This window comes from Chengkuizengella sediminis (genome assembly GCF_010078385.1).
Lineage (GTDB): Bacteria > Bacillota > Bacilli > Paenibacillales > KCTC-33759 > Chengkuizengella > Chengkuizengella sediminis.
On the sequence record NZ_SIJC01000019.1, the window covers coordinates 1 to 15,377 of the forward strand.

General features: G+C 33.9%; 15 protein-coding genes and 1 pseudogene. 10 read left to right on the forward strand and 6 right to left on the reverse strand.

The genetic code is table 11. The features are described 5' to 3' along the window. Positions 1 to 106: 106 nt before the first annotated feature. The 3 genes and pseudogenes from EPK97_RS20590 to EPK97_RS20600 form a co-directional block, all read left to right on the forward strand. Positions 107 to 1,546 (forward strand): annotated as a pseudogene (locus EPK97_RS20590) (heavy metal translocating P-type ATPase); the annotation flags it as partial. A gap of 208 nt (positions 1,547 to 1,754) precedes the next feature. Continuing rightward, on the forward strand, positions 1,755 to 2,708 hold the full coding sequence (locus tag EPK97_RS20595) for a sugar kinase (protein ID WP_162038513.1): 954 nt from the start codon (positions 1,755 to 1,757) through the stop codon (positions 2,706 to 2,708). A gap of 54 nt (positions 2,709 to 2,762) precedes the next feature. Further along, on the forward strand, positions 2,763 to 3,425 hold the full coding sequence (locus EPK97_RS20600; RefSeq protein ID WP_162038514.1) for a bifunctional 2-keto-4-hydroxyglutarate aldolase/2-keto-3-deoxy-6-phosphogluconate aldolase: 663 nt from the start codon (positions 2,763 to 2,765) through the stop codon (positions 3,423 to 3,425). A gap of 68 nt (positions 3,426 to 3,493) precedes the next feature. Here EPK97_RS20600 and EPK97_RS20605 read toward each other — a convergent pair whose 3' ends face one another. Continuing rightward, positions 3,494 to 4,300: a histidinol-phosphatase gene (locus EPK97_RS20605; RefSeq protein WP_162038515.1), complete on the reverse strand. Its 807-nt coding sequence runs from the start codon at positions 4,298 to 4,300 to the stop codon at positions 3,494 to 3,496. An 8-nt stretch (positions 4,301 to 4,308) separates the two neighbouring features. Further along, entirely contained in the window at positions 4,309 to 5,214 is a 906-nt protein-coding gene (locus EPK97_RS20610; protein ID WP_162038516.1) for a LysR family transcriptional regulator, read from the reverse strand. Between the two features lie 256 nt (positions 5,215 to 5,470). Between EPK97_RS20610 and EPK97_RS20615 the strand changes: the two genes are divergently transcribed. Then, positions 5,471 to 5,926 carry a chemotaxis protein CheX gene (locus EPK97_RS20615; RefSeq protein WP_162038517.1) on the forward strand — a complete coding sequence of 152 codons (456 nt, stop codon included), beginning with the start codon at positions 5,471 to 5,473 and terminating at the stop codon, positions 5,924 to 5,926. 59 nt (positions 5,927 to 5,985) lie between these two features. Then, complete coding sequence (locus EPK97_RS20620; RefSeq protein ID WP_240903905.1) at positions 5,986 to 6,762, forward strand: SDR family NAD(P)-dependent oxidoreductase; 777 nt, start codon at positions 5,986 to 5,988, stop codon at positions 6,760 to 6,762. Between the two features lie 63 nt (positions 6,763 to 6,825). Here EPK97_RS20620 and EPK97_RS20625 read toward each other — a convergent pair whose 3' ends face one another. Then, positions 6,826 to 7,068: a YkuS family protein gene (locus EPK97_RS20625; protein ID WP_162038518.1), complete on the reverse strand. Its 243-nt coding sequence runs from the start codon at positions 7,066 to 7,068 to the stop codon at positions 6,826 to 6,828. Between the two features lie 179 nt (positions 7,069 to 7,247). On the opposite strand from EPK97_RS20625, the gene EPK97_RS20630 reads away from it, so the two are divergent. Both EPK97_RS20630 and EPK97_RS20635 read left to right on the forward strand, forming a co-directional pair. Further along, entirely contained in the window at positions 7,248 to 7,988 is a 741-nt protein-coding gene (locus tag EPK97_RS20630) for an ABC transporter ATP-binding protein (protein WP_162038519.1), read from the forward strand. Positions 7,989 to 7,991: 3 nt separating this feature from the next. Then, the gene (locus tag EPK97_RS20635) at positions 7,992 to 9,203 is read left to right on the forward strand and encodes an ABC transporter permease (protein ID WP_162038520.1); all 1,212 of its coding nucleotides are present in this window, start codon (positions 7,992 to 7,994) and stop codon (positions 9,201 to 9,203) included. A 434-nt stretch (positions 9,204 to 9,637) separates the two neighbouring features. On the opposite strand, the gene EPK97_RS20640 is transcribed toward EPK97_RS20635, so the two are convergent. The 3 genes from EPK97_RS20640 to asd all read right to left on the reverse strand — a co-directional run bounded on the left by EPK97_RS20640 (position 9,638) and on the right by asd (position 12,478). After that, entirely contained in the window at positions 9,638 to 9,985 is a 348-nt protein-coding gene (locus EPK97_RS20640; protein WP_162038521.1) for a GNAT family N-acetyltransferase, read from the reverse strand. Between the two features lie 125 nt (positions 9,986 to 10,110). Next, positions 10,111 to 11,433 carry an aminotransferase class I/II-fold pyridoxal phosphate-dependent enzyme gene (locus EPK97_RS20645; RefSeq protein WP_162038522.1) on the reverse strand — a complete coding sequence of 441 codons (1,323 nt, stop codon included), beginning with the start codon at positions 11,431 to 11,433 and terminating at the stop codon, positions 10,111 to 10,113. A 262-nt stretch (positions 11,434 to 11,695) separates the two neighbouring features. Next, entirely contained in the window at positions 11,696 to 12,478 is a 783-nt protein-coding gene (asd, locus tag EPK97_RS20650) for an archaetidylserine decarboxylase (protein WP_162038523.1), read from the reverse strand. A 330-nt stretch (positions 12,479 to 12,808) separates the two neighbouring features. Between asd and EPK97_RS22270 the strand changes: the two genes are divergently transcribed. The 3 genes from EPK97_RS22270 (at position 12,809) to glpK (ending at position 15,259) form a co-directional block, all read left to right on the forward strand. After that, positions 12,809 to 12,937 (forward strand): hypothetical protein, encoded by a 129-nt coding sequence (locus EPK97_RS22270; protein ID WP_276609521.1) that lies wholly within the window; start codon positions 12,809 to 12,811, stop codon positions 12,935 to 12,937. A gap of 182 nt (positions 12,938 to 13,119) precedes the next feature. Continuing rightward, positions 13,120 to 13,683: a glycerol-3-phosphate responsive antiterminator gene (locus tag EPK97_RS20655; protein ID WP_162038524.1), complete on the forward strand. Its 564-nt coding sequence runs from the start codon at positions 13,120 to 13,122 to the stop codon at positions 13,681 to 13,683. 85 nt (positions 13,684 to 13,768) lie between these two features. Next, a complete protein-coding gene (glpK, locus tag EPK97_RS20660) occupies positions 13,769 to 15,259 on the forward strand; it encodes a glycerol kinase GlpK (RefSeq protein ID WP_162038525.1) in 1,491 nt (496 codons plus the stop codon). Positions 15,260 to 15,377: the final 118 nt, after the last annotated feature.

Below are 15,377 nucleotides of genomic sequence, written 5' to 3' on the forward strand. Positions count from 1 at the left end.
TTTACGTCGTCATAAGTTTTTTCATTATCTAAATTTAAGTTTTCAAGATCTTCGTCGTTACTTTGTTCTGAATTAAGAAAAGTTTTCATTGTAAAATCTTCAATTTCTTTTAGTAACGGTTGGTGAAAGGATACCTGCGGATGGTGTGATCATTAAAGGTCAATCAACGGTGGATCAATCGGCAATTACAGGTGAATCCATTCCCGTTCAGAAAAAGTTAGATGATGAGGTGTTTTCGGGAACAATGAATCTTATGGGTTCTATTTTTATTAAGGTTACTAAATTAAATCATGAAACACTTTTTCATAAAATTATACAACTTGTGCAATCTGCTCAAAGTGAGAAATCATCATCTCAATTATTTATAGAAAAATTTGAAAGAACTTATGTGAAAGCGGTTATTGTTACAGTAGGTCTAATGTTATTTCTTCCACACTATTTATTGGATTGGACTTGGAATGAAACCATATATCGAGCCATGATTTTATTGGTTGTTGCATCACCTTGTGCCCTTGTAGCTTCCATCACACCAGCTACTTTATCTGCAATATCACATGGTGCAAAACTAGGTATCCTTTTTAAAGGGGGAGTCCATATTGAAGGACTTGCAAAAATAAAAGCCGTTGCATTAGATAAAACAGGAACTTTAACAAAAGGGCAGCCTGAATTAACAGACCTTATAGTTAGGGAAGGTATAACTCACGAAACTTTTTTGATCTATACTGCTTCCATTGAAAATCATTCCACCCACCCTCTTGCTCAAGCCATAGTGAATCATACTAAAATTGAACAAAAACTTCAGTTAGTACAACCCGATTTTATTGAAGATATACCAGGTCGAGGAGTGATTGGAAAAGTAAATGGTAAAGAATTCAAAATTGGAAATGCTGAGTTTGTTGGACTGGAGATTTCTGAAGTTTTTTTAAAGAAAAGTGGAAACGAATTATCTAAAAAAGGTAAAACACTTGTATTTGTGGCAGATCATAATGGAATTGTAGGCGTCATAGCTTTAAAAGATCACATAAGAGAGCAATCTAAAGAAGCAGTATTACAGTTGAAAAAACTAGGTATTTATACCATGATGTTAACTGGTGACGATGAAGAAACAGCAAAAGTCATTTCAAGAGAGATGTCGGTTGATGGTCACATTTCGAGGTGTTTACCTGAGGATAAATTAAATCATGTAAGAAATCTACAACAACAACATGAAAATGTGGGCATGGTAGGGGATGGGATTAATGATGCGCCTGCACTTGCAACGGCTAATTTAGGTATTGCAATGGGGGGAGGCACAGATGTTGCTTTAGAAACAGCAGATATTATATTAATGAAAAATGACCTATCGAAACTTCCTAGAGCAATTCAATTGTCAAAAAATATGAACAAGATTATTAAACAAAACATAGTTTTTTCATTAGCTATTATTTGTATTCTTATCTGTGCAAATTTTTTACAGATATTAGATTTACCATACGGGGTTATTGGGCATGAAGGTAGTACGATCTTAGTCATCCTAAATGGTTTACGTTTGTTGAAAATCAAATAATAATCATGTAGCGGCGATCTAAATGTTGGAGAGCCGCAGTTTTAAGATTTATACCTACTAAAAAAATTAGGTGTTTTAAATTACTACAAAACGATATAATAATGTGATAAAAACATTGCTAAAGCCATCAAAATATAATTTAATCAAAACTTAGAAATAGCTTCTATAACATGATTTGCATGGATTAATAGGTAGGAGGAGCCTAAATATGAATAAACAGTTTGAGGTTATCACTGTTGGTGAGAGTATGGGTTTATTTACTCCACCAGGAGATAAAACACTAGAAACAGCAACACAGTATTTCCGTTCATTTGGTGGAGCGGAAAGTAATGTGGCTATTGGCTTAGCTAGATTAGGGCATTCCGTTGGCTGGTTTTCTCGTTTGGGTGAAGATCCTATTGGTACATCCATTTTGAAATCTTTAAGAGGAGAAAATGTGGATGTATCAAGAGTTCAGTTTCATGAGAATGCATCAACTGGATTTATGATGCGCCATATCAGAACAGGTAGAGTAGAAGTTTTTTATTATCGAAAATCATCTGCAGCAAGTATGATGGAACCTAGTGATGTGGATGAGGAATATATACAACAGGCACAAATCCTACATATTACAGGAATCACACCTTCGCTTAGCTTGTCCTGTCGTGAAATGATATTTCATGCAATTCAACTAGCAAAAAAACATGGTGTGAAGGTTTGCTTTGATCCTAATCTAAGATTAAAACTATGGAATATAAACGAGGCTCGATCCACTATATTAGCAATAATGGAAAAGGTCGATTATTTCCTTCCTGGATTAGAGGAACTTGAGCTTTTGCTTGAAACTAAAGATTGGAATATCATTCAAGATAAACTGTTGGAGTTAAAAGCTATCTCTATTGTAAAAGGAGGAAATGGATTGAATTATATCATTTCCAAGGAAGGTACAATCGAAGTCCCATATGAGTTATCCGAAAAAGTTGTAGATACGATTGGTGCTGGGGATGCATTTTGTGCTGGTTTTCTATCAGGGGTATTAAGAGGCTTACCATTGGACAAAGCAGTGGAAAAAGCTCACTTAAATGCTTCAGTTGTAATTCAAGATCATGGTGACTGGGAGCCTCTACCTGATGCTAAAATGATAGATCAAATGTTATTGAAAAAACATTTTGTAGAGAGATAAACTTATTTGTATACTAAACTAAGATTAGAATGAAATGAAGTGGAGAGATGAGACATGAGAAAATACGAGACTTTAAAAAAAATAAATAAGTTTGGTGTTGTTGCAGTTTTAAGAGGAAAGTCTCCTGAGGTAGTTTGGAAGATGTCTGAAGCTGTAATTTCTGGTGGAATTAAAAGCATAGAAGTAACAATGACAGTTCCTAATGCCTTAGATATTATAGGAGAATTATCCAATAAATATGCTCAGGACGATAACTTTGAGTCTCCAGTTATTGGCGTTGGTTCCGTATTGGATGATGTAACTGCCCGATTAGCAATTCTGAAAGGAGCATCCTATATAGTTTCCCCAGCTTTTCAACCTGAAACTGCTAAGATGTGTAATCGTTATCGTATTCCCTATCTTCCTGGGGTAATGACAGTGCAGGAAGCACAGACTGCAATGGAAGCAGGAGCAGATATTGTGAAATTATTCCCTGGTAATGTGTATAGCCCTTCTACGATCTCAGCGTTAAAAGGACCGCTTCCACAATTGAATATAATGCCTACAGGTGGAGTAAATATAAATAACCTACAAGAATGGTTTCAAGCAGGTGCATTTGCAGTAGGAATAGGATCAGATTTGACTAAAGAATTTGAAAGAGCAGGAGATATATCAATCGTTACTGATAAAGCCAAGGCCTATATGAAAGCATTTCGTAGCAAAGATGAAAATGGATAGCATACAAAAACAAATCAGTCCTAAGTTCCAAGGAGCTTAGGACTTTGGAATTTTAAGCATGTGTCTAATTATAAAGTAACACTCATCTGCTGCTTTTGTTTGAAGTAGACCCACTCTTTAAAACCGATTTCCTTTAATCTTTCTGCAACTAGGTCCCATTCATCTCCTACTCGATCAGGTACATGCGCATCTGAACCAAAGGTAACGTTTACACCGTAAAACAATGCTTTTTCTAAAATATCGTCTGAAGGGTACCATCCTCCAACATCTTTTGTTTTACCGGAAGTATTAATTTCAATTGCAACTTCACACTCACCAATCACTTTTAACGTTTCATCTATACTTTCTGTTTGAATGTTTGAAAATTCAGGATAATAACCCTTCATAGCATCAATGTGTCCTAAAACCTGAAACATTCCACTTCTAGCAGACTGCTGAATAAGCTCATAATATTGATCCTTTTGCTCCATTTTCTCCTGCTCGCTTAAACCATTCCATCTTTTTTTATTAAAAATACTAACACCTTTAACTCTATGGACTGAACCGATCAAATAATCTAAGGCGTATTTTTTATACTCCTTTTGATAAATGTTTGCGTATTCAGGAAAGAAATCAGATTCCACTCCAATTAGAACCTCGATTTGACTTTTATACTTTTCCTTTAACTTTAAGATTTCATTTATATAGTTAGGAAATTCACTTTTAGCCATCGCAATTCTAGGCTCAGCTTGATCTTTAGGATGTGCAAAATAAGGTGAATGGTCTGATATCCCAATGATTTTTAAGCCTTTTTCTACTGCTGCATTGATATAATCCTCTATAGAACCTTCTGCATGACCGCATCGATTATGATGTGTGTGTAGGTCGAATTTCATTCCATCATCTACTCCGATCCTAAAAATTGTGACTCTGACATTCCTTTTAAATCATCCAAAAATTGCTGAAGTGCAGTGCTTAAATATCGATCTGATTTATAAATGACACCAACTGGATGACTAACGGCTCCCAATTCATCAACTTGAATCATTTTTAATGTGCCCATTTTTAGCTCATTTGAAATTGAAGACTTAGAAATAATGGCAGCCCCAAGATTAATTTCAACCATCCTTTTCACTTCTTCACTACTTGTTAATTCCATCACGATTTGAGGCGTAATGTTAAGCTTCTTAAAAATTTGATCCATAAACCTTCTACCTGCTGATCCTGGTGAAATCATAATAAGAGGTAGGTCTTTTAAAGACTCTGCTGGTGTATGTCTTTTATTAGCTAGAGGATGTTCAGGAGAAACAACAAGCTCAAAAGTATCATAGTATAACACGGATGTTTCAAGAGTAGGTTTTTTTTCAAATAAATAAGTAATACCGATATCAATGAATCCGCTTTCCACACTTGACACAATCTGAGATGAAGGCATCGAATGAATGGATGTTTTGATGAGTGGAAATTGATTTTGAAAATAGCTTAGAACACGAGGTAATACCTGCATAGCTATCGATGTAGTTGTTCCTAATTTAATATGCCCTTGAGGCGTTTCATTCATATCAGATAATTTTTGCTTTAATTCATCTACAATATTTAATATCTGAACCGCATGTTCTATAAAAAGGTTTCCATTGTCAGTTAAAGTGATAGGTTGATTGCGATCAATGAGTACTGTATGAAATTCATCTTCTAAGCTTTTGATTTGAGCAGAAACCGCAGGTTGTGTTAGGTTTAAAAAATCCCCAGCTTTTCTAAAGCTTTTCATTTTTGAAAGAGCAATTAAGGTATCTAATTGATTAATATTCAACAGTTTTTCCTCCTTTCTAATAGATAAAATTTATTATAGGAATAGAATGTAATAAAAAGTTTATATGTATTATTATAAGCAACCTGAGTAAGTGAAGCAAACGAAACCTTTTATTCATAAGTGATTTTCACTTTAGCACCCTCAAAAATTGTATAAATTAGTCGAAATTTGTAAGAAATTCATGTACTTCATCGTATTATTTCGTTATAATTAGCAAATAACGTCAATGTTTTTTCCAAATTAAGGAGAAAAATTTATGGATAAAAATTATATACACCCTTTTTTAGAGTCAGCAAGTAACGTCCTTGAGCAAGTAGTACGCGTTCGTCCAACATCTGGAGAACTGGAAATCAAAGATATACAATATCTTGACCATCATATTTGGATCTTAATTGGTATGAGTGGGCAAATGAAAGGAGAAATCCTATTTGGTTTACCAGAACAAGTAGCACTTAAAATAGTTTCAGAAATGATGGGCGGATTTCAAGTAAGTGAGTTAGATGAAATGAGTCAAAGTGCAATTTCTGAATTAGGTAATATGATAAGCGGTAACGCTTCAACTTTATTATATGATCGTGGTGTAACTGTAGATATTACCCCACCTCAAATTATTCAATCTATTGAACATTTTGATACGCAGAAGGCATGGACCATACCATTAAACATAAGAGAAGTTGGAGAGTTTAATATTCAAGTATTAACAATGGATTAAGGGTCAATGAGATAAAAAGAAAAAGAGCTTCTTATTCAATAGGGATAGGAGAGAGAAAGTTGCTAAAAAATAAGGTTATAGTCATTACAGGTGCTTCAAGTGGGATAGGATCTGAGATGGCGATACATCTAAGTTCTCATGGAGCCATTCCCATTTTATTGGCTCGATCCCTGGATCGTCTTCAGAAGGTATCAGCACAACTACAAGATCAGCATGAGTTTTACGAGATTGATATCTCTTCAAAAGATCAGGTTTTTGAAGTTGTCTCTTCTGTTATATCAAAATATGGAAAAATAGATGTCTTTATAAATAATGCAGGTTATGCAATTTTTAAGGACTTTATGAATTTATCCATAGATGAGATTGAAGAAATGATAAGAACGAATTATTTGGGGACAGTATATTGTTGTAAAGCTGTTATACCTTCAATGTTAGAGAGACAATCGGGTCATATTATTAATGTGGCTTCATTGGCTGGGAAGGTAGGATCTGCAAAATCATCTGCATATGCTGCAAGTAAACATGCAGTTTTGGGATTCACAAATAGTTTACGTCAGGAGTTATTTGATACCAATATCATAGTATCTACTCTGAATTGTGGCCCTATAGATACTCCCATGTTAGAAACAGCGGATGTTTCAGGTAACTACAAAAAGAACTTACCAAGTTGGTTTATATTAAAACCAGAGGCGGTAACAAAAGCAATATTAGATATAATAGTTAATAAACGAGTGGAAAAAAATATCCCATTCATGGCGAATATGGGTTCTAAATTATTACAGATCATGCCTAGGTCTTTAGAAAAGGTGACGGCTAAAATTACAAATAAAAAGTGAAGTGATAAAACCTCCAAACCTATTCATAAAGAGGAACGGGATTTGAAGGTTTATTTTGTTTAATTATTTGTTTAAACTCTGATTTACTTGATTCACAACTTCCTCTGCTGTTAATCCATCCGCATTAATGACAGAAGCTTGTGTTTGGGTATCAGCTATTCCCATCATATTTTGATCTTGTCCTGTTATGACACAGCACTGGCAGTTTTGCATATTGTTTTCTTCCAGATTAAACACTTCGTGTCCTTCATTTTGCAATGCTTGTTTAACATTGGATAAGTTATCTTCTACAGCTACTCTTGCCATGATTCTTCCCTCCGTTTATGTAAGTTTCCCCCTTGATATATCTTGTCGGGGTAGTATCCCTTTAAGTATTTTGAACCATGTTGAATGAAAATATTCTCAATCATAATTTTGATAAAAGAAACTACAGGTATTATAATAAAAAACATAAAAAGGAAAAAATTCAGATGGGGTGTTAATTTTTGAAACCAATTTTGCAATTAAAAGAGGTTACAGGAGGATATAGTTTAAAAAGACCCGTATTACATGGGTTATCTATAAAAGTGAATCCGGGTGAAATGGTTGGGTTAATTGGTTTAAATGGTGCAGGAAAAAGCACTACGATCAAACATATATTGGGGTTGTTAAAACAGCATAAAGGAGAGATTTTCATAAATGGGAATACGTTGGAGAGTAACCCAATGGACTATAGATCTTCATATGCGTATGTTCCAGAAAGTCCTTTAATGTATGACGAGCTAACAGTGGAAGAACACCTGAAATTAACGTCAATGGCTTATGGCATTGATAAAAAAGAATATGCGAGTCGTGTTGATTATTTAGTTGATGAGTTTCAAATGAGAGACAAGCTGACAAAGTTTTCTGCTCATTTGTCTAAAGGGATGCGTCAGAAGATGATGATTATGAGTGCATTTCTCGTTCAACCTTCATTATATATAATTGACGAACCTTTTTTAGGCCTAGACCCACTTGGCATTCGTTCATTGCTTGATTTAATGGTGAAAATGAAAGAAGCAGGGGCAAGCATATTAATGAGCTCCCATATTTTATCAACGATTGAACAATATTGTGATAAGCTGGTTGTACTTCATGAAGGACATGTCATTGCAAGTGGAGAGTTAAGTAATATACAATTGGCCTCTGGTATAAACAATGCGTCATTAGAAGATGCCTTTTATGCTCTAGTTAAGGGTGGAGTTTAGATCATGAAGATGTCTGATGTATGGAATAAAAGATTTAAGGATTTTTGGGCAGAGGTGTCCCCTTATTTAAGATTTGTACTAAATGGGGGACTGATTGCTTTTGTTGTTATTAGTTTTTCAATCGGGAGTATTTACTATAGGCGATTTATAGAAAATCCACCAGTTGATTTTCCAATTCATTTGTTGTTAACATGTGTTTTATTTTGGTTCATTGCATATAGTCCAATTCGCACTTATTTAAGAGAAGCAGATTTGATTTATTTAGTGCCCGCAGAATATAAAATGAACTCTTATTTTAATAAAGCTATATTTGTTAGTTTTTTAGTCCAAAGTTTCGTATTGATACTGATTTGGGTAGTATTATTCCCTCTTTATTTAGTTACCAGTGATACCAACAGTCTAATGTTCTTTGTATATTTAATTGTATTAATGATAATCAAATGGATTTTGATGTACGGATCATGGCAAGAGGTTCAATTTCAAGCTGACAATCACCGGGTAGTGTTTTCTTTTTTTCGTTGGATTATATCTTTCTGTGTTTTATATGCTGTGTTTTCTTATAGCTTTCCTAAAGGAATGTTATTCATTGCATTTGTTCTAATGACTTACATCATTTCTTTTCGATTAATACCGAAATATCAAATAAATTGGGACAGACTTATTCATGTTGAAAAGCAACACAAAGCTAGAATATATGCTTTTTTAAGCTGGTTTGTTGATGTGCCGCAACTTCCAAAACGAGTGAAGAATCGTAAAATATTAAGTAAAAGTGTTAAATTTGTTCCATTTGAAAAGAACAATACCTTTGTTTTTCTTTATTATTTAACATGGATCAGAACAGATTTATTTGGCATTGTTGTTCGTATGACTGTAATAGGAATGATATTAATATTCTTTTTAACAAATGATTGGATGAAATACCTTTTTTATATCATAATAATCTATTTAACAGGTATGCAATTATCCTCTTTAAGACAATATCATAAAAATATGTTCTGGTTATATATTTATCCTTTGCAAAATGAACGAAGAGTGGAAGGGATCTTGAAAAATTCATTTCGCATTCATCTCGTCATTATCATCATGATGACGATACCTTTTATATTAACAATTTCAAACATTCTATATGGGTTTATTTTACTAGCTGTTAGTATTTTATTGTCCTATATGTATCATCAATCATTGAGTAAAAAGATGTTGAAAGGTAAAGAGTGATAGAGGGATAATTGTCCAAAATCGCTATAATATAGTGATTATTAATTGAATATAGAACTTTCAGAATTACCAGTAAAGTGGTTTAGGAGGGTCCGGACTATATTCCTGAATTGAATAGGGAATAAATAGTCAGGCAAGTTTAAAAAAGATTCGAAATAGAGGACTTTTATGGTCTTATTATAATCAATTCTCTCAAAATAATAAAATAAAGGGATTTGGTGGTCTTATTCAGCTGTTTTTCGTTATATTTTGCATGATTTTGCTTAATATGCATCATATAAGACCACCATTTCCCGCTATTTGTTTTGAAGATAATAAAATCATGAGATAAGACCACTAATTCCCGCTATTTGTTTTGAAGATAATACTACATCCAAGTGGTAATATTCTGTACGAGGTCATCCAAGAACTGAGGCTTCACTTTTGTAGGTATCTTAGAGTTTTTTTCCCATCATGATCATATCCAACGCCTGTATTCCATTTTCCCAGACCTCTTCTGGATAATCAGCAAAAAAATTAGAACGAACATGGGTTATACGAAACCCTGCCTTCTGATAAAAGGCAAGGTTCCAAAGACTAGAGTTTGCTGTTCCTACAACAATATATTCGTACCCTTTGATTCTGTACAATTCACATATGAGTTTTATGATTTCTTTGCCGTACCCTTTTCCTTGTTCAGAAAGAGTTACAGCCATATTTTTTATTTCAACTGTTCTTTTATTTTCCTCAATGATAAGAGTGACTCCAATACAATTTCCTGATAAATCGCTAGCTTTATACAATTACCCATCATAAACATAACCTTTTACAATTTCTTTTGATTCATCAGCTAAAACGAGTAAATCTAAGTAATTTTCATAATCTGTACGTCTTACTTTTGATAACATTATTTTCATTTTGAATTTTTCTACAAAGTATTTTTGATGTATTCCGTTTTAGGTGTGAGATCCAGAATGCCTTGATAAATTTTATTAAATAAATCTTCAAGGTCATCTTCTTCTATACAAGAAAAAGCAACTCTTAGATCTTTTTCACCTAAGGCAATTGTACCAATCTCATATTTATCTAGTAAATGTACACGTAATGTTTCTGCATCTATAGTTTTTAGTTGTAAACACATGAAATACCCTGAATTAAATGGATAGTAGTCCCAAGCTGCTTGGAAGTGTTCATTTTTTAAAATGTCTTTTACTTTGTTAGCTCGGCCTTTCATTATATTGTATTTTTCAAGTTTTTGTTGCTCATAATCAGGTGACTGCAATGCATGAAGAATAAAAGTTTGTGAAGGATGTGAGCCGCTCGAAATGGTAGCACGAATAATTCCCATTGTTTTCTGCTCTAAAGCAGTATTTACTGTTTCACTATTTGCAGCAAACGTAATAAATCCAACTCGAAAACCCCATACATAATCTTCTTTTGTTGCCCCATCTACCTTAATTGCTAAAACATTTGGATGGATATTTGCAAGTTGACCAAATAAAGACTCATGAATGGAATCTTCAAAGAACAATCCGTAGTAAGCATCATCAGTAACAACAACAATATTTATTCCTTCTTCAGCACCAGCTAATATAGAATTTATAATATTCTCACTGTCCTCTGGACTTGGTGTGTATCCTGTAGGATTGTTTGGGAAATTTAAAACAACGATGGCTTTACCTTTATCTTTTTGAGAAAGAATTGCTTCCTTTAACCCATTTGCATTAAAGTTTCGATCTTTATTGTAAAGTGGGAAGTTTACAGTCTCTGTTCCTCTGCGGATTCCAAAAGTAAGTTCATAATTCTCCCAATTTTTATCAGGATAAATAACACGGTCTCCTGGTTCTGCAAATAGATCAGCTACTATACTTATTCCATGCGTTAATGCATTGGTCACAATTGGATTACTTAATGTTTTATTTTCAAGTGATGGACTTTCTTTTAACATCTTTTCCGTCCAGACTTTGCGTAATTCAGGTTTACCAGCAGGAGGTGCATATGGGTAAATATCTTTGGGTGCATATTCTGATAATGTATTTTGTATCACTTTTAAATGCATCGGATGTTTGTTCTCTATAGCGATTCCGATCGTAGCATTATATTTTTTGGCTTTTTTCCCTGCTTCTGCAGATTGACTAATAATACCTTCTTTAGGAAAGTAAATGTTTTTTCCAAGTGAAGATAACATTTCATACACATTTGATTGTTCTTCTTTAATGGTTTTGTTCAGTGACTCAGCAAGTGGGTTCATAGGACTCCATCCTTCCAATAAAATCTTATAAATTTTTGTGAATATTATAACACTTACAGTAAAAAAGATGAACCCGATCTAATGAAAAGAACGACTTAATTATACAAAATTTCGCAAATATTTATTATTGTAGATCTGATTCAAGTATATAATGAAAATTTACATAAAAAAACCACCCAAATAATGAACTGCATCCCAATTGTTAGACACAATCTAACAATTGGAGGTGCAGTTTTATGTTGGATGGTATGTTGGGAGATTTTCACTTTATCAGATGACCCAAAGTTTCTCCCATCTTTATTTTATCTCCAATAAATTTTTTCTCGTTATATTGAAAAGAATCTTTTTCCATTAATAATACTACGGTTGATCCAAATTCAAAATAAGCTAATTCATCTCCAACTGTGATCTCATTGTTTAGTGACTCAATCAGTTGAATGCTGCTCACATTCATGGCCCCTACTTTTACAAGAGCCATTTCTGTAAATTCATGTCTAATATATGAGATTAGGCGTTCATTTCTGCTTAAAACCTTCCTCATATGTTTTAGGCCAAAATCATTAACGGGATAAACTTTACCAGGTATATGTTCATTTTCTACAATTTCTCCCGAAATAGGGGCATGTATTCGATGATAGTCTGAGGGACTCAAATATAACACCATATAGAACCCATGTTTATATGTGACTGTTCTTGGTGAATGGTTTAAAAGTTCCTCTATCGTATAATCTTGCCCTTTCACGTTAATCATTTGTCCGTTCTCGATAGTTCCGATCCCAGTAATCTTAGCATCAACAGGGCTAACGACAATGTTGTCATCTTGTTGAATCTTTCTTGCTCCTGCTTTAAGGCGTCTAGTAAAAAAATCATTTAATGAGACATATTCGTTTATGTGTTTTTCCGCTTCATTTATATTAATTCCATAAGATTTGGCAAAACGAGGGATTAATTTTGTACTTATCTTTGATTTTGCAAATTGACCTGTTATTCTTGAAATTGTTTTTCTAGAAGAAAGTTCTGTCAATAAGCGAAAAATTGTTTTCATTGTTTATTTTTTCACCACATTTCTTTGATCTTTATGAAAATAACAAATGATAACAAATTGAAAATTCTAGTACTATATTATCACACTAAGGAATTGTTTAATAGTGAAAATTACATAATTCCCGGACCTTGTTCTGACTCGACTTGTTAAGATTATTTAGTATATAGTCCTGACCTTGGATATCAAGGATCGGACATATATTCCAATAATACCATTAGTTAAACCGAATGCTGAGTTTGGTTTCACCACACAATATAAATGTTCAATTTTTAAAAATAAATTTTAATAATGGGTGGTGATCTTATGCGATGGTTTAGGGGTATGCGAAACATGATGAGGAGACGAGGAATGTTGATGTCCTTGATCGCAGTATCAGCTGGAGCTGCTGCATTTGGAGTTTCTCGCCGCAGAATGAAAAGCACTGCTGGGGCGAAATTAATAAATAGATTTTTGCGGTAAAGTCATTTGTTTTCATCATTCTTGATTCTGCACTCGTCTGTTACAGACGGGTTTTTTTATACTTTAAGGATTTATATCGAGTTTTCTTTATTAATATATATTTTAGAGGGGTTTATCTTCTTTAAATCGAATATATTGTGAGAGGTTCTGTAATTAATCAATAAAAATGAGTGGTGAGGGAATTGTCAATCCAAGGTCAAAAGGTATTACCGGCTATTCGCACGATGAAAGATTTTGAGCATATGATAAGAAGTCCATACGAGTATGGTATTTTTTTGGATATGCATATTTCTAGACTTAAGGAAGTTTATCGAATGGCATATCATAATAAGAAAAAAATGTTCTTGCACGCAGACCTTATCCAAGGATTAAAAAATGATGAGTATGCCGCTGAGTATTTGTGTCAGGAGTTTAAGCCTGCTGGTTTAATTTCTACTAGGTCAAAAGTGATTTCAAAAGCAAAACAAAAAGGTGTTATTGCAATCCAAAGATTATTTTTACTAGATACAAACGCACTTGAAAAAAGTTATTCATTAATTGAAATAATAAAACCCGATTTCATTGAAGTCTTACCAGGAATCATTCCCCGAATGATCCGGGAAGTAAACGAGATAACAGGTATTCCGGTATTTGCAGGTGGTTTAATAAAAACGATAGATGATGTGAATTGTGCACTATCAGCTGGGGCTGTTGCTGTCACAACATCAGATAGATTAATATGGAGAAATTATGAAGGAAATATTTAAACTTGGGTTATTGTAGCAGGTCAGGCTATTCATTTAGTTGTAGCAATGTAAAAACATGGTTGTTTAAAAAGGGAGGAGGCTGAAAGTGAAAGATTATATTTTATCTATTGACCAAGGAACAACAAGTTCGCGTGCTATATTGTTTAATAAGCAAGGTGAAATTGAGCATATGACTCAAAAAGAATTTTCTCAACTATTTCCAAAACCGGGTTGGGTAGAACATAATGCGAATGAAATTTGGGGTTCAGTCCTAGCTGTTATTGCATCTTGTTTATCAGAATCTGGAATCACTCCTGAACAAATTGCCGGTATAGGTATTACAAATCAAAGGGAAACAACAGTAGTGTGGGATAAAAATACAGGCGAACCTATTTATAATGCGATTGTTTGGCAATCTCGACAGACAGCAGAAATTTGCCAGGATTTAACTACTGGAGGGTTAAATGATACCTTTCATAATAAAACGGGACTTCTTATAGATCCATATTTCTCGGGCACAAAGATAAAATGGATTATAGATCATGTCGAGGGAGCTCGTCAAAAAGCTGAACAGGGTGATCTGTTATTTGGTACCATCGATACTTGGTTAATATGGAAGCTGTCTAGTGGAGAATTACATGTCACAGATTATTCGAATGCATCAAGAACTCTAATTTTTAATATTCATACGTTAACATGGGATAAGGAATTATTGGATATTTTAAACATTCCATCAACAATGTTACCAGAGGTTAAACCATCATCCCATGTATATGGAAATACTTCGAAGAATCACTTTTTCGGATGCGAGGTTCCTATTGCAGGAGCAGCAGGTGATCAACAAGCTGCTTTGTTTGGTCAAGCATGTTTTAGTGAAGGAATGGCAAAAAATACTTATGGAACCGGATGTTTTATGCTGATGAATACGGGGGAGAATATTATTAATTCTGAACACGGATTATTAACAACCATCGCTTGGGGCGTAAATGGGAAAGTTGAATACGCTTTAGAGGGAAGTATTTTTGTAGCGGGTTCTGCTATACAATGGCTGCGTGATGGATTACGGATGTTCAAAGATGTCAAAGATAGTGAACAATATGCAAAGCGAATAGATTCAACTGAAGGAGTTTATGTTGTTCCGGCATTTGTAGGATTAGGAACACCTTACTGGGATAGCGACGTTCGTGGGAGTGTATTTGGGTTAACGAGAGGTACTAGCAAAGAGCATTTCATTAGAGCTACTTTAGAATCTTTAGCGTATCAAACAAAGGATGTACTTACAGCAATGGAATTAGATTCTGGGATCTCATTAAAAACATTAAGAGTAGATGGCGGTGCTGTAAAAAATAATTTCTTAATGCAATTTCAAAGTGATATGTTAAATAGCTCTGTAGAAAGACCATTAGTGAATGAAACAACGGCTTTAGGAGCAGCCTATTTAGCTGGATTAGCTATTGGTTTTTGGAAGGATCAAACGGAAATCGCTAATCAATGGAACAGTGACCGAATCTTCAATCCAATGTTAAAGGAAGACAAACGAAGCGAATTATATTTTGGCTGGAAAAAGGCAGTTAAGGCAGCTATGGCATTTAAATAATTGAAAATGTATGGTATTATATATTTAAGTTAATAAATAGGTTGGAGATCAGGAGAGACCACATAACATTATGATTTAATTCATAGTGTGTGTGGTCTTTTTCTATTTTCTAGGAGGG

Excerpts from the sequence above, each read along its gene's own strand:
- EPK97_RS20605 (WP_162038515.1), bottom strand. The coding sequence starts at position 4,300 with ATGAAATTCGACCTACACACACATCATAATCGATGCGGTCATGCAGAA.
- EPK97_RS20645 (WP_162038522.1), bottom strand. The coding sequence starts at position 11,433 with ATGAACCCACTTGCTGAGTCACTGAACAAAACCATTAAAGAAGAACAA.
- EPK97_RS20600 (WP_162038514.1), top strand. The coding sequence starts at position 2,763 with ATGAGAAAATACGAGACTTTAAAAAAAATAAATAAGTTTGGTGTTGTT.
- EPK97_RS20635 (WP_162038520.1), top strand. The coding sequence starts at position 7,992 with ATGAAGATGTCTGATGTATGGAATAAAAGATTTAAGGATTTTTGGGCA.
- EPK97_RS22270 (WP_276609521.1), top strand. The coding sequence starts at position 12,809 with ATGATGAGGAGACGAGGAATGTTGATGTCCTTGATCGCAGTATCAGCT.
- EPK97_RS20625 (WP_162038518.1), bottom strand. The coding sequence starts at position 7,068 with ATGGCAAGAGTAGCTGTAGAAGATAACTTATCCAATGTTAAACAAGCA.
- EPK97_RS20595 (WP_162038513.1), top strand. The coding sequence starts at position 1,755 with ATGAATAAACAGTTTGAGGTTATCACTGTTGGTGAGAGTATGGGTTTA.
- asd (WP_162038523.1), bottom strand. The coding sequence starts at position 12,478 with ATGAAAACAATTTTTCGCTTATTGACAGAACTTTCTTCTAGAAAAACA.
- EPK97_RS20615 (WP_162038517.1), top strand. The coding sequence starts at position 5,471 with ATGGATAAAAATTATATACACCCTTTTTTAGAGTCAGCAAGTAACGTC.